Genomic DNA, 13,120 nt, shown 5'->3' with positions numbered 1-13,120 from the left:
GGCGGGCGGCCGCCCATCGAGGGGGAGCGCTGTGAGATCGAGGTCCCGGCGGCTGCATGCCGTCATCACCACCGGAGCACTGGCCGCGGCGGTCGCCGCAGGATCCGTCGCCCTTGCTCCCAACGCGTCGGCCGCACCGAACGTATGCACCAACAACCAGGGGTACTTCTGGTCGAACGAGCAGGACATGGCCGATTCCCAGGGCGGCAGCTGCCGCAGCACGTGGCTCGTCGACCCGGGGATCGGCCATTTCGTGACCCGGACCGAACTTGTCCAGCAGCACGCCGACCTGTACCAGTCGCAGGGCTTCACGCGGCAGTTCCTCTGGTACGCACCGGAGCAGAACGTCACGGTGCCGGCAGGTTCGCCCCAGCGCTGGTCCGCCTGCGTCACCAGCTCGAGCAGGAGCGGGAACGCGTGCCTTCCCGGCAACGTCGACACGACTCCCGACCACACGATCTCGTTCGACTTCGGCGGGCGCGCGGTCTCCCTCACCTCGCTGGCCTGGGCGGGCAACTTCATCGCGCGGGTGTGCGGCAACACCAGCCTCCCGCTGCCGTCCGGGAGTGCTCCGGCACCCGTGCCGACGATCAACGGGCTGAAGTTCGACGACAGCAACCGGAACGGCAACCACGACGCCGGCGAAGGTGGAGTCGGTGGCATCTCTTTCGAGCTGATCCGCACGTCCAGCCTCTTCGGTGACCAGACCCCTGGCCCCGTGGCGACCACCCAGAGCGCTGCCGACGGAACCTTCGGCTTCGCGCTGGACGGGGCCGGCCCCGGCACCTACGTCGTGCGGGAGCTCCCCCAGAGCGGCTGGGTGAACACCACCGCACCTGCACAGGTCGTCACGGTTCCGGCCGGCGTGGGCAACGCCGGCTTTGGCGTCACCTTCGGCAACCGCGCTCAGCACCCACCTGCCGCCGACGCCGGCCCGTCCCAGACCGTCGACCAGACCGGCCCGTTCGGCGCCGCCGTGACCCTCGACGGCTCAGGCAGCACGGATCCCGACGGCGACCAGCTCACCTACACGTGGACCGGCCCGTTCGGCACCGCGACCGGGGTGACGCCCACGGTCACGCTCCCCGTCGGCACCTGGACGATCACGCTGACCGTGGACGACGGGCTGGCGGCCGACAGCGACACCACGACGGTCACGGTGTACCCGCCGATCACCGCGGCCGGACGCGACCTGGCAGGCGACGAGGGTGCACCGTTCGCCGGACCGGTGGCGACCTTCACCGACCCGGACCCCGAGGGCAGCGCGGCCGAGTACTCCGCGCTGATCGAGTGGGGTGACGGCACGCCTGCGACGCCCGGCACGATCGAAAAGGGCGACGACGGGGTCTTCACCGTCACCGGGGACCACCTCTACGTCGAGGAAGGCAGTTTCGCGGGATCGGTGTCGATCGCCGACACGAACAACCGCTTCAACTCCGCGATGCCCTCGTTCACCGCCACGATCGCCGACGCGCCGCTGACCGCGTCCGGCCTGGACCTGAAGTCGACCGGAGTCCAGGATCTGGAGGTCGCGACCTTCACCGACGCGAATCCCTACGGTCCCCTCGCGGACTTCACCGCCACCATCGACTGGGGTGACGGCACGGCCGTCTCCCCTGGTGTGATCACTGGGCCGACCGGCGGGCCGTTCTCCGTCGCCGGGTCGCACACGTACGCGACCCTCGGTCCCAAGACGATCAAGGTGCACATCGTCGACGAGGGTGGCCAGACCGCCGACGCCACGACGTCCCTGCTCCTGTACGCCCTCAGCTCCGGGGGCAGCTTCGTGATCGGTGACCAGGACGCGGTCGTGGGCAACACCGTCACGTACTGGGGCGCGCAGTGGTGGAAGGTGAACCACCTGAGCGGCGACTCCGCGCCGGCGGCGTTCAAGGGGTTCGCGAACTCCGCGGCGGGGACCACCGATGTCACGAGTTGGACGACCGACCCCGGCAACAGCGCGCAACCGCCGGCGTCGGTGCCGACGTACCTCGCGGTGATCGTGTCGTCGTCGATCGGCCAGAGCGGCTCGACGATCAGCGGGAACGCACCACACGTCGTCATCGTCCGGACTGATCCCGCGTACGCCGGGAATCCCGGTCACGAGGGCGTCGGCACGGTGGTCGCGGTCCTCCGCTGACCGCAGGGTGCGGGGTGGCCCGACGAGCCGGGTCACCCCGCACCGCACCATCCGTCGCGTCACCCGATGCGCTGGAACCCTTCTCCTCGATCTGGGCTCCGACCCGACCTCGCCGGTACGGTCCGCCGCCAAGGACGGGAACGGGGACCGAACGGATGGATGTGGCACAGCAGCGCACGTACGGCAGGGCCACCGCGGTGGCCCTGGGCCGTCGTGGCCTCCGCTGGCTGGAGCGCGGGCGCCTGCGCGGGCTCACCACGCTCGGTCCGGTCCAGCGATTCCGGAACGGCATCAAGCCGCCCGTCGGCCCCGACGACGTGCTCGCGTGGGTCACCGCGCTCGACGAGGCCGGCGTCCGGTGCTGGCTGGCCGGCGGCTGGGGTGTGGACGCCCTCGTCGGCCGCCAGACGCGGGTGCACCGCGACCTCGATCTGGTCATCGACCGCGCCGACGCCGAGACGGCCCTGCGCGTCCTGCACGCCGGCGGTTTCGCGCACGTCCGGCCGGCCGTCGGCGGTGCCGACCGGTTCGTACCCGGGCACTTCCTGTCCCACCGCGAACTGCTGCAGCGGCCGGACCTGCTGACCCTCGACGTGCACCCCGTGGACCCCGTGGCGTGGGCCGCCCACCTCGGCGTTCCCGAGCCCTTCACCACCGGGACGGTCGCCGGCCGGACGGTGGGCTGCCTGTCCGCGGCGGCCCAACGGGTGGGTCACCAGGGCTTCGCGCCCGCCGCGCGGCACCGGGCGAACCTCCGCCTGCTCGACGAGCTCCGGTGCTGAGCCGGGCGGGGCTGCGCCGGCGGTTGCGTCGACTCGGCGACGGCTCGGCCACCGCTCTCGTGGTGCCCTTCCGAGGGCTCCCGCTCGACGAGCCCGCCCCCGGCGCACCACCCCGGCACGTCACGGTGCTCTTCCCGTTCGTCGGCGTCCGCCGGGCCGACGAACGGCTCGCCGCACGACTGCGCGAGATCTTCGCGCCCGTGCCGGCCTTCGACGTGGAGTTCGCCTCCGTGCGTCGGTTCCCCGACGCCCTCTACCTGGCTCCCGAGCCGGCCGACCGTTTCCGCGCCCTCACCGCGCTGGCCGTGGCGGAGTGGCCGGACCACCCGCCCTACGAGGGCCGGTTCGCCGAGGTCGTCCCCCACCTGACCCTCGCCGAGGGCGCCGAGCCGGCCGGTCTGGCCGAGCGGGCAGAGGCCCTGCTCCCGCTCACAGCCCGCGCCGCGGCGGTCGAGCTGCTGGTCCCGACCCGCTCGGGCTGGGCGACCGCGCTCTCGGTGCCGCTGGCGTAGACCCTGCAGGCCGCGACCAGCGCGGCCAGCAGCGCGAACGTCACCGCGCTCGCCCCCGGGTTCATGAAGATCGGATTGGCGAAGGCGCTGACCGCGGCGGCGTTCACGGCGCCGAGCAGGACGACGACCGTGCGCCGCTGCCAGGCGTCGTCCACCTCGCGCAGCGTGCGCAGTGCCAGCCCGTTCGCGAACAGGAACAGGCCGAGCAGCAGCGCGGCGGCGACGAACCCGCCGCCCAGCGTGATCGAGAGGTAGTCGTTGTGCACCGGCACCACCCGGTCGGTGCCGCTGAGGTTGCCCACCACGGTGATGTCGCCGGTGAAGAAGTGCGAGAACACCGGGCTGGTCAGCCGGGACAGCGCGGTCCGGTACAGCGCCTCCCGGGTGTCGCCGTTGTCGATCTTGCCGACCAGCTGGAAGTAGGACTGGGTCAGCGCGATCAGCCGGTCGACGTTGAGGACGGCGAGCACCGTCCCGGCCATCACCACGACCGCGAGCACGACCCGCGTGCCGGTCCGCGGCGCCCAGCGGGCGAGCAGCACTGTGCCCAGCGCGGTGCCCGCGGCGAGCAGGTACGTGGCCGCCGGGTAGGTGCTGAACGCGAAGACGGCTGCCGCCAGCGAGGCGACGACGAGCAGCCGGTCGCGGGCTGCCAGCGCGGCGGCGATGCCGAGGACGACCACGAACGCCTTCTCGTGGTTGAGGACGTCGATCTGCGTCGCCGGCAGGACCCCGAGACGCGACAGGCCCGAGCCGAGCGCGAACACCGTCCCGGCGACGGCCAGCGCGCGCAGTCCCAGCCGCCAGTCGGCCGGCCCCCGACCCCGCACCGGCGGCAGGCAGGCGATGACCATCGGCCCGATGAGGGGCAGCGTGCCGTTGACCGTGCCGAGGGCGAACCGGCCGTAGAGCGTGCCGAGCAATCCGTAGCCGAAGAGCACCAGGGCCGTCGTCCGGAGCGCCCGGCTGCGCGCGTCGGGCGCGGCGCCGAGCAGGACGACGGTCGCGACGACCGCGGCCGTGGCCAGGTAGCGGGCCGCGCCGGGAGCGATCGAGCGGCCGGCGGTGTCGGTGAGCAGGACGGCGAGCCCGGCCAGCAGCGGCAGCGTCCAGGCCGCGCCGCGCGCCAGGGAGCGCAGGAGCGGCGCGGCCAGGACGAGCACTGCGAGGCCGGCGACCGGCAGCAGCGCCGCCGGCACGGCGACCGCCCCCGCGACGACGACCGCGATCCCCACCCCGGCGGTCACGAGCAGCCGGGCCGTCATGCCACCGGCTCCGGCACCGGCTCGTCCGCCGGGGTCGCCTCCACGCGCCGCAGGGCCAGCACCGCCCAGACGCCGCCCAGCAGCCCGGCGGCGGCGGAGGCCCAGAAGAAGCCCTCCGCTCCCCACGGCACCACGGCCGCGACGGGCAGGACGAGCCGCACGACGCCGATCACGACCTTGGCACGCAGCGACGAGCGGGCGGCGCCGCGGGCGCGCAGGGCGACCAGGGGCCCCATGGACAGCCCGCCCGCCACGAACGCGGCGGCCGCGGCCGGCAGCACCGGCCGGAACGGTTCCCACGCGTGCCCCAGCAGGGCGGCCGGCCACGCGGCCGGCACGACCATGACCAGCACGGCGTAGAGCGCGCACCCGGCGGTCAGCGCCGCGGACAGGACGACGGCGGGGGCCAGCAGCCGGGTGCGGCGGGCGGTCACGAACTCGGGCACCGCGAGCACCGCCACCGCCTGGGCCGCGGTGGACATCGGTCCGTAGAGCACTCCCTGGGCGCGCACCAGCAGCGGCAGCAGCGGTAGGCCGAGCGCCGAGACCACCAGACCGGAGGACTGCCCCATCCCGAAGGTGACCGACCACTCGGCGGCGTAGACCCAGTGCCGCGGCCGCAGCGCGCCGAGCTCCAGGCGCGGTCCGCGCGCCAGCGCCGCGAGCACGAGGGCTCCGCTGACCACGAGGAGCGGCACCAGCGCCCACGGCCCCGACCCGGTGACGAGGACGACCACCAGCCCGGCGACGGCGGCGACGAACTGCAGCAGGCTGTACGGCGCGGCCGCGCGCGCCCGGCCGGCGCCGATCCAGGCGCCGCGCGTGGAGTCGGTCGGGACGACGAGGAGCGTGAAGGCCAGGCTGAGCAGGCCCACGACCGTGTCCGGGCGCACCAGGGCGGCCGAGACGGCTGCCGAGAGCAGACCCACCAGCACGCCCGTCGCGGCCGAGCGGCGCACGTGCCCGCGCACCGCGTCGCCGTCCCAGGCGGGCAGCTCCTGGGCGACCGGCTCGGTGGTGATGCTCCGGCAGAAGCCGACAGCGAGTGCGTGCACGAGGAAGACGACGGCGAACTGCGCCGCGCCCTCCGCCGAACCGCGCAGCACGGCGACGGAGAGGGCGAGCGAGGTCAGGCTGCCGGCCGCCTGGTCGGTCAGACCCCAGGTGAGCCGGCGCAGCCGGTGCCGGCCCATCCGGATCATCCCCGGGCCACCGACCGTGCCGCGAGCTCCGGGTTCAGCCGGCAAACCGCCTTCCGGACGTCGGGGTCCCCCGGCTGCCCGGTCAGCGGGGCCCCGGAGAAGAAGCGTGCGGCCGTCTCGCGGACGTAGCCGTGGTTGAGCAGCTTGCGGCCGATCCGCCGGCCGCGGGCGGCCAGGTGCCGCCAGGCGGGGAGGTCGATGCCGAACTCCGAACGCATCCGGTCCTGCTCGACCCGGGTCAGCTCGGTGAACCGCGCCGTCACCTGACCCGGGTGGCGGGTGAAGCCGGACATGACGACCGGCTCGTACCGGAAGCGGGCGCCGGCCGCGTCCAGGCGCAGCCACAGGTCCCAGTCCATGATCGTGCGGATGTCCTCGCGCCACCCACCGACCTGCTCGAGCAGCTCGCGTCGGATGAAGGTGGCGCAGGACGGCACGTAGCAGCTGCCCCGCCGCAGGACCTCGGCCGAGTACCCGTGGTTGGCCACCAGCCGCAGCAGGCGCCCCTCGAGGTCGACCTCCGCCCAGTCGCCGTACAGGACGTCGACGTCGTCGGCGCGCAGCCGCTCCTGCACCCACTCGAGCACCCCGGGCAGGTAGAACTCGTCGGCGTTGAGCCAGCCCACCCAGGTGCCGTCGGCGTGTGCCAGGGCCTTGTTCAGCGCGTGCGACTGGCCGCGGTCGGGTTCGGAGCGCCACACGACCGAGGAGGCCGCCTCGAGCAGCGGCACGGTGCCGTCGTCGGAGCCGCCGTCCATGACCACGTGCTGGGCCCCCGTGCCGGCGACGCTGGCCAGGTTGGCGGGCAGGAAGGAAGCGGCCCGGAAAGCCGGGGTGAGCACGGTCAGGAACGCCGTGTCGGTGGCGCTGCCGGCCTCGGGTGCCGAGGTCACTGTGGTTCTCCGCTCGTCGTCCAAGTCGTCGTCCGGAGTATCAGCTGGTCAGAGGACCTCTGGACCGTTCCGAGGGGACCCGCTCCCCCCTCCGGGTCACGTCCGGGCGTCAACCGTTCCGGGGAAGCTCCCCGAGCGGGTGTGCTTGTCGGCAAGGACCACCGCTCGGAAGGGGAACCCGGATGTCGCCCGGCACCCGCGCGACCCCGTTGGCCGGGATGTCGTTCGCCCATCTCGACCTCGACGCCGCCACCCGGCTGCTGCTCTCCCCGCAGGGGCTGCGCACCGGCGTGCCCTGGCGACTGGTCAACACGTGGTCGATCGCCCTGGCCCACCGGCAGCGGGGCTACGCATCGGTGCTGCGCGGCGACGGCGTCAACCTCGCCGACGGCAAGCCCGTGGCCTGGGTGCTCCGCGCACTGGGCCGCCGGCACGGCTCGTCGACGGTCGCAGCGCAGGTCCGCGGCCCGGACTTCTTCCCGCACGTGCTCGACGTCGGCCGCCGCGCGGCGGTGCGGCACTACCTGCTCGGCGGCACCGCCGAGACGCTGGAGAGGCTGCAGACGGTGATCGCCGAGCGCTTTCCCGGCTGCCGGGTGGTCGGCGCCGAGGCGCCGCCGTTCCGTCCGCTGACCCACGACGAGCGGGCGGCGCAGGACGAGCGCATCCGGTCCAGCGGCGCCGACGTCGTCTGGGTCGGGCTGGGCACGCCGAAGCAGGACATCGAGGCGCAGCGGCTGGCCGCCGCCCTCGACCGACCGGTGGTCGCCGTCGGCGCCGCGTTCGACTTCCTGGCCGGGACGAAGTCCGAGGCGCCGCGCTGGGTGCAGCGCGCCGCGCTGGAGTGGCTGTTCCGCTTCGCCAGCGAGCCCGGCCGGCTGTGGCGGCGCTACACGCTCGGGCTGCTGTTCTTCGCGCGGGTCGCGCTGCGCGACCTGCGCCGGCCGGTGGTCCGATCGCTGCCGGTCGGGTCGCTGCGGCGGCCGCAGCCGGGCATGCGCCTGGCCGAGGAGTTCGCCGTCGAGCGGGTGGGGGCGTGATGGACGCGCGGAGGTACCTGCGGCTGGCCCGCCGGGCATGGGCGCTGCTGCTCGTCGGTGTGGTGCTCGGCGGCGGTGCGGCCTTCGGCGTGAGCGCCGCGCTGCCCGAGCGGTACACGGCGACGACGCAGCTGTTCGTCTCCACCACCGGCGCGGACGATCTCAGCACCGCCGTGCAGGGCAACTACTACGCCCAGGGCAAGGTCGCCTCGTACGCCCAGCTGGCCACCAGCAAGGAGCTGGCGTCGGCGGTGATCGACGACCTCGGCCTGGACGCGACGGCGCAGCAGGTGATGTCCCGGCTGTCGGCGACCGTCGTGACGGACACGACGATCCTCGACATCACCGTCACCGACGACACCGCGCAGGGCGCCTACTCGATCGCCCGCTCCGTGGACACGCAGTTCGCCGACCTCGTCGACGACCTCGAGACGCCGCGCGGCACCACCACCTCGCCGATCAAGATCACGGTGATCGCGACCCCGGAGCTCCCCACCGCGCCGAGTTCGCCGAACCTGCGCGCCAACGTCGCCCTGGGCGCGGTGCTCGGCCTGGTGCTGGCCGTGCTGGTGGCCGTCGTCCGCGACCGGCTCGACACCACGGTCAAGGACGACGACACCGCCTCCGCGCTGACCGGCGCCCCGGTGATCGGGCACGTCCCGGTGGCCGCCCATCTGTCCGAGGGACAGCCGCCCGCGCCGCACACCAGCTCGCCCGCGGCCGAGGCGATCCGGCACGTGCGGACCAACCTGGCCTTCCTCGACGTCGACCGGCCGCCGCGCACCATCCTGCTGACCAGCTCGGTGCCCGGTGAGGGCAAGACGACGCTGGCCGGGCACCTCGCCGTGGCGCTGGCCGAGTCGGGCAACCGGGTGGCGCTGGTCGAGGGCGACCTGCGCCGCCCGCGGCTGACCCGCTACCTCGGCCTGGTGTCCGGGGTCGGCGTCACCAGCGTGCTGACCGGCGCGGCGGAGCTGGACGAGGTGCTGCAGCCGGTCCGCGACGGCGCTCTGGAGGTGCTCGGCGCGGGGCCGCTGCCGCCCAACCCGAGCGAGCTGCTCGCCTCCGAGGCGTTCGCCACGCTGCTGGCGGAGCTGGCCGGCACGCACGACGTCGTGCTGATCGATGCACCGCCGCTGCTCCCGGTCGCCGACGCCGGCGCGCTCGCCGGTCTCGTGGACGGCGTGCTGCTCTGCGCGCGCTGGGGCAAGGTCGACGCCGAGGACCTGCAGCGCAGCGCGGCCTCCCTCGACCGGCTCGGCGCGCGGCTGCTCGGCGTCGTGATGACGCAGGTCCCCCACCGCGCGGCGCCGGTCGCCTACGGGTACGGCGTCCAGCCGGCGAGCACGCGGCGCCGCTGGGCCCGCCGCCGGGCGCCGCAGGGCCCGGCGATCGCCGTGCCGCCGGTGCGCCCGCGCACCGCGCAGAGCACCCCGCTCGCCGAGAGCCGCGGCCACTGAGCCGTGCGGATCCTGCTCGCGTCCGTCGAGGACGCCCGCGACGTGCGCGCGTGGTCGGGCACGCCGTTCCACCTGGCCGCATCGCTGCGGGCGGCCGGGGCGGACGTCGTCCTGGCCGGACCGCTGGGTGAGCGGTTCGGGCTCCCGCTCAAGGTGCTGCAACGCCTGCGCAACTCCGTCGCGCCCGGTACCTGGTCGCGGTTGCGCGAGCCGGTCGTGCTCGACGGCTACGCGCGGCAGGTGGAGCGCGCGATCTCGGCCACGTCGCCCGACGTCGTCCTGGCCCCGGGCACCCTTCCGGTGGCGCGGCTGCGCACCGACGTCCCGGTCGTGACCTACACCGACGCGACGTTCGCCGGCCTGGTCGACTTCTACGCCGACTACACCGGCCTCTCCCGGCGGTACCTGCGCATGGGGCACGCGATGGAACGGTCCGCGCTGGAGCGGGTGTCGCTGGCGGTCTACTCCTCGGCGTGGGCGGCCCGCTCGGCGGTCGCGGACTACGGCCTGCCCCCGGACAAGGTGGCCGTGGTGCCGTTCGGTGCCAACGTCGCCGACCCCGGCCCGCTCGCCGACCGCCGGGACGACGGGTGCCGGCTGCTGCTCGTGGGGCGCGGCTGGGAGCGCAAGGGCGCTGACCTCGCGGTGGCCACCACCGCCCGGCTGCGGTCGCTGGGGGTCCCGGCCACCCTGGACGTCGTCGGCTGCCGGCCGCCGTCCGTGGTCGCCGTGCCGGGCTTCGTCACCGTGCACGGCAGCCTGGAGAAGGACGACCCGCAGGCCGCCGCCCGGCTGGCGGAGCTGTACGCGTCGGCGGCGTTCTTCCTGCTCCCCACGCGTGCCGACTGCACGCCGGTCGTGCTGGCCGAGGCCCAGGCGCACGGGGTCCCGGTGATCACCGCCGACGTCGGCGGGACGGCGTCGATGCTGGCGCCGGGCCGGTCCGGATGGGTGCTGCCGCCGGCCGAGTTCGTGGACGCGGCGGCCGCGCGCATCGCGGGCGCGTGGGCGCGGCCGGCCGAGCACGCCGCGCTGCGGCAGGGAGCGCGCGAGTTCTACACCTCGACGCTGAACTGGCCGAGCGCGGCTCAGGCTCTGCTGACGCTCCTCCGCGAGCGGGTGGTGGGCACGCCGATCGCCTCGGCGTAGACCTCCTCGAGGGCGGCGACGTGCGCCGCCTCGGTGTACCGCGCCTCGAAGGCGCGGCGCGCGGCCGGCCGCCCGCCGGCGAAGTCCGCGTGCGCCCGCCGGACGAGCTCAGGGGTGACCGCGTCGACCGCCAGGCCCGCGCCGTCCTGCCCGGCCATGGCGGCCGCCGCCGAGGGGTGCGTGGCGAGCACGGGGGTGCCGGCGGCCAGGGCCTCGGCGTAGACCAGGCCGAACGGGTCGGGCCAGCGGCTGGGGAAGACCAGGCCCCGGCTGCGGCCGAGCAGGTCGAGCACCTCCGGCCGGGACAGCGGCGGGCGGACGTCCACCTGCTTGCCGCGCGCCGCCGCCCGGACGTCGTCGGCCGCGGGACCGTCGCCCACGACGACCAGCGGGATCTCGGCGGGCCAGGCGTGCACCGCGTCGGCGATCCCCTTGTCGGCGGTCAGCCGACCGGCGTAGAGCCAGGCGTGCCCGCCGGGGCCCGGCGCGGGTGCCAGGTCGTCCGGGACGAAGTTCGGCAGCACCCGCAGCCGCTCGGCGGGCACCCCGGCCGCGACGAACCGCTCGGCCTGGGACGGCGAGAGGGCGGTGAGGACGGCCGCCGAGCGCAGCACCGGGTCGTCGGCGCCGCGCTGGCCGAGGGTGAGCGGGAGCGTGGCGAGCCGGGAGCCGCGGTAGCAGCCGTGCACGAGACCACGGTGCCGGCCGGAGTCGACGCACTCGGTGCACACCGCACCGTCGCGGTACAGCGTCGCGGCAGCGCACAGCGGCCGGTAGTTGTGCAGGGTCGCGACGAGCGGCACGTCCAGCCGCGCCGTCCACCGCCGGCCCAGGTTGGGGAAGGTGTTGTGCAGGTGGACGACGTCCGGGGCCCAGTCGCGCACCGGCGCGCGGCCGGCGCCGGTCGCGACGGTGACCGCCTGGCGGAGCGCCCCGAGCGGGCCGCCCACGTCGTCGCTGGCGGCCGCGAACAGGCGCACCTCGTGACCGCGCCGGAGGAGGGCCGCCACCTGGGCGTCGACCATCGCGTTCTCACCACTGGGCGAGTCGCTCCGGTAGAAGCTGTGCACGACGGCGATCCGCAACGGGGACGACGTCCCCCTGGAGAGCGATGCAGCCGCCATTTCCCTGCCTTCCACCGGTACCCCGACATTACGGTTTTCGGGCGGCCGTTCGAAGAATGGCTCGCCCGAAATAGGGGGACGGGATGCCTTCAGCGCGCAGCGCACTGAGCGGACTGCTCCGCCGGTGCGTGATCCCGTCGCGCTGGCTGCCGGAGGGGCTGCGGCCGCCGCTGCTCCGGCTGGCGGGGATCCCCGTCGGCGCCGGCACCCGGATCGAGCACAGCGTCTTCTTCAAGGGCGGCCGGGTGCGCATCGGCGAGGGCTGCTACCTCAACAGCGCGACGATCGTCGACCCCGGCAGCGCGTCGGTCGAGATCGGCGACGGGGTCGCCATCGGCGCGGGCGCGGTGATCGCGGCCGCGACGCACGACCTCGGCCCGTCGGCCAACCGCGCGGCGGCGAACCGGTCGGAGCCCGTGGTGATCGGGACCGGGGCCTGGCTGGGGGCGCGCGTCGTCGTCCTGCCAGGGGTGACGATCGGTCGCGGGGCCGTCATCGGCGCCGGCGCGGTGGTGACCCGCGACTGCGCACCCGATGCCTCGTACGCCGGCGTCCCCGCCCGGCTGCTGCGCGAGCTCGACCAGGGCTCAGGCGGCGCGTAGCGCCCCGGCGGCCAGCTGCTCCACGTACCAGGCGTAGGTCTGCTCGAGGCCCTCGCGCAGGCCGATCTCGGCCTTCCACCCCAGGTCGTGGATCCGGCCGACGTCGAGGAGCTTGCGGGGCGTGCCGTCCGGCTTGCTCGTGTCGAACTCCAGCGCACCCTCGAACCCGACGACGTCGGCGACCAGTTCGGCGAGCTCGCGGATCGGCAGGTCCTCGCCCACACCGACGTTGATCGGCGCCGGGTCGTCGTAGTTCTCCAGCAGGAACAGGCAGGCGCGGGCCAGGTCGTCGACGTGCAGGAACTCGCGCCGCGGGGTTCCGGTGCCCCAGACGGTGACCGACGCGGCGCCCTGCTCCTTGGCCTCGTGGAACCGGCGGATCAGCCCGGGCAGCACGTGCGAGTGCGTCGGGTGGAAGTTGTCCCCCGGCCCGTAGAGGTTGGTCGGCATCGCCGAGACGTAGTGGACGCCGTGCTGGCGGCGAAGCGCCTGCACCTGGAGCACTCCGGAGATCTTGGCGATCGCGTAGGCGTCGTTGGTCTCCTCGAGCGGCCCGGTGAGCAGGCTGTCCTCACGGATCGGCTGCGGGGCCAGCTTCGGGTAGATGCAGCTCGACCCGAGGAACAGCAGGTGGGTCGCGCCGTGGCGGGCGGCCGCGTCGAGCACGTTGACCTGCATGCGCAGGTTGTCGGAGAGGAAGTCCGCCGGGTAGGTGCTGTTGGCGAGGATGCCGCCGACCTTCGCCGCGGCCATGACCACGGTGGCCGGCCGCTCGGCGGCGAAGAAGGCCTCGACGGCGTCCGCGTCGCGCAGGTCCAGCTCGGACGACGTCCGGGTCAGCAGGTGGCCGAACCCCTGCTCCCGGAAGTGCCGCAGCACCGCCCCGCCGACCAGTCCGCGGTGTCCCGCGATGAATGCCGGCTTCCCCCGGTCGAGCGATGCACCCGCCAT

At 74.6% G+C, this 13,120-nt stretch carries 11 protein-coding genes; 7 read left to right on the top strand and 4 right to left on the bottom strand.

The features are described 5' to 3' along the window. Window positions 1-187: 187 nt before the first annotated feature. The 3 genes from GGQ55_RS10900 to GGQ55_RS10890 all read left to right on the top strand — a co-directional run bounded on the left by GGQ55_RS10900 (window position 188) and on the right by GGQ55_RS10890 (window position 3,434). On the top strand, window positions 188-2,140 hold the full coding sequence (locus GGQ55_RS10900) for a PKD domain-containing protein (RefSeq protein ID WP_179716611.1): 1,953 nt from the start codon (window positions 188-190) through the stop codon (window positions 2,138-2,140). 155 nt (window positions 2,141-2,295) lie between these two features. Further along, entirely contained in the window at window positions 2,296-2,922 is a 627-nt protein-coding gene (locus tag GGQ55_RS10895) for a nucleotidyltransferase domain-containing protein (RefSeq protein ID WP_179716609.1), read from the top strand. Then, window positions 2,916-3,434: a 2'-5' RNA ligase family protein gene (locus GGQ55_RS10890; RefSeq protein WP_179716607.1), complete on the top strand. Its 519-nt coding sequence runs from the start codon at window positions 2,916-2,918 to the stop codon at window positions 3,432-3,434. Before GGQ55_RS10895 ends, GGQ55_RS10890 begins: the two co-directional genes overlap by 7 nt. A 1,261-nt stretch (window positions 3,435-4,695) precedes the next feature. On the opposite strand, the gene GGQ55_RS10885 is transcribed toward GGQ55_RS10890, so the two are convergent. Both GGQ55_RS10885 and GGQ55_RS10880 read right to left on the bottom strand, forming a co-directional pair. Continuing rightward, window positions 4,696-5,892 (bottom strand): MATE family efflux transporter, encoded by a 1,197-nt coding sequence (locus GGQ55_RS10885; RefSeq protein ID WP_179716605.1) that lies wholly within the window; start codon window positions 5,890-5,892, stop codon window positions 4,696-4,698. 5 nt (window positions 5,893-5,897) lie between these two features. After that, window positions 5,898-6,794, bottom strand: coding sequence for a glycosyltransferase family 2 protein (locus GGQ55_RS10880; protein ID WP_179716603.1), 897 nt, complete (start codon window positions 6,792-6,794; stop codon window positions 5,898-5,900). Between the two features lie 182 nt (window positions 6,795-6,976). On the opposite strand from GGQ55_RS10880, the gene GGQ55_RS10875 reads away from it, so the two are divergent. The 3 genes from GGQ55_RS10875 to GGQ55_RS10865 are packed head-to-tail and all read left to right on the top strand — an operon-like array spanning window position 6,977 to window position 10,443. After that, window positions 6,977-7,834: a WecB/TagA/CpsF family glycosyltransferase gene (locus tag GGQ55_RS10875; protein WP_179716601.1), complete on the top strand. Its 858-nt coding sequence runs from the start codon at window positions 6,977-6,979 to the stop codon at window positions 7,832-7,834. Beyond that, a complete protein-coding gene (locus GGQ55_RS10870) occupies window positions 7,834-9,294 on the top strand; it encodes a tyrosine-protein kinase domain-containing protein (protein WP_179716599.1) in 1,461 nt (486 codons plus the stop codon). Before GGQ55_RS10875 ends, GGQ55_RS10870 begins: the two co-directional genes overlap by 1 nt. A 3-nt stretch (window positions 9,295-9,297) precedes the next feature. Then, window positions 9,298-10,443, top strand: a complete 1,146-nt coding sequence (locus GGQ55_RS10865; RefSeq protein WP_179716597.1) for a glycosyltransferase family 4 protein — start codon at window positions 9,298-9,300, stop codon at window positions 10,441-10,443. Here the strand turns inward: GGQ55_RS10865 and GGQ55_RS10860 are convergent. Beyond that, window positions 10,383-11,567 carry a glycosyltransferase family 4 protein gene (locus tag GGQ55_RS10860; RefSeq protein ID WP_218859247.1) on the bottom strand — a complete coding sequence of 395 codons (1,185 nt, stop codon included), beginning with the start codon at window positions 11,565-11,567 and terminating at the stop codon, window positions 10,383-10,385. The two genes, GGQ55_RS10865 and GGQ55_RS10860, sit on opposite strands and share 61 nt — an antisense overlap. A gap of 128 nt (window positions 11,568-11,695) precedes the next feature. On the opposite strand from GGQ55_RS10860, the gene GGQ55_RS10855 reads away from it, so the two are divergent. Next, complete coding sequence (locus GGQ55_RS10855) at window positions 11,696-12,169, top strand: acyltransferase (protein ID WP_179716595.1); 474 nt, start codon at window positions 11,696-11,698, stop codon at window positions 12,167-12,169. Here the strand turns inward: GGQ55_RS10855 and GGQ55_RS10850 are convergent. Beyond that, window positions 12,155-13,120, bottom strand: coding sequence for a GDP-L-fucose synthase family protein (locus tag GGQ55_RS10850; protein WP_179716593.1), 966 nt, complete (start codon window positions 13,118-13,120; stop codon window positions 12,155-12,157). The two genes, GGQ55_RS10855 and GGQ55_RS10850, sit on opposite strands and share 15 nt — an antisense overlap.

The sequence above is a fragment of the Petropleomorpha daqingensis genome (genome assembly GCF_013408985.1).
GTDB lineage: Bacteria > Actinomycetota > Actinomycetes > Mycobacteriales > Geodermatophilaceae > Petropleomorpha > Petropleomorpha daqingensis.
Note: the sequence above shows the minus strand (reverse complement) of the source record. Positions and strands in the feature narration are given on the sequence as shown.

What these genes read in the sequence shown, in the direction of transcription:
- GGQ55_RS10900 (WP_179716611.1), top strand. Translation starts at nt 188, where the DNA reads ATGGCCGATTCCCAGGGCGGCAGCTGCCGCAGCACGTGGCTCGTCGAC.
- GGQ55_RS10895 (WP_179716609.1), top strand. Translation starts at nt 2,296, where the DNA reads ATGGATGTGGCACAGCAGCGCACGTACGGCAGGGCCACCGCGGTGGCC.
- GGQ55_RS10885 (WP_179716605.1), bottom strand. Translation starts at nt 5,892, where the DNA reads ATGGGCCGGCACCGGCTGCGCCGGCTCACCTGGGGTCTGACCGACCAG.
- GGQ55_RS10875 (WP_179716601.1), top strand. Translation starts at nt 6,977, where the DNA reads ATGTCGCCCGGCACCCGCGCGACCCCGTTGGCCGGGATGTCGTTCGCC.
- GGQ55_RS10870 (WP_179716599.1), top strand. Translation starts at nt 7,834, where the DNA reads ATGGACGCGCGGAGGTACCTGCGGCTGGCCCGCCGGGCATGGGCGCTG.
- GGQ55_RS10860 (WP_218859247.1), bottom strand. Translation starts at nt 11,567, where the DNA reads ATGGCGGCTGCATCGCTCTCCAGGGGGACGTCGTCCCCGTTGCGGATC.
- GGQ55_RS10850 (WP_179716593.1), bottom strand. Translation starts at nt 13,120, where the DNA reads ATGGCGGGTGCATCGCTCGACCGGGGGAAGCCGGCATTCATCGCGGGA.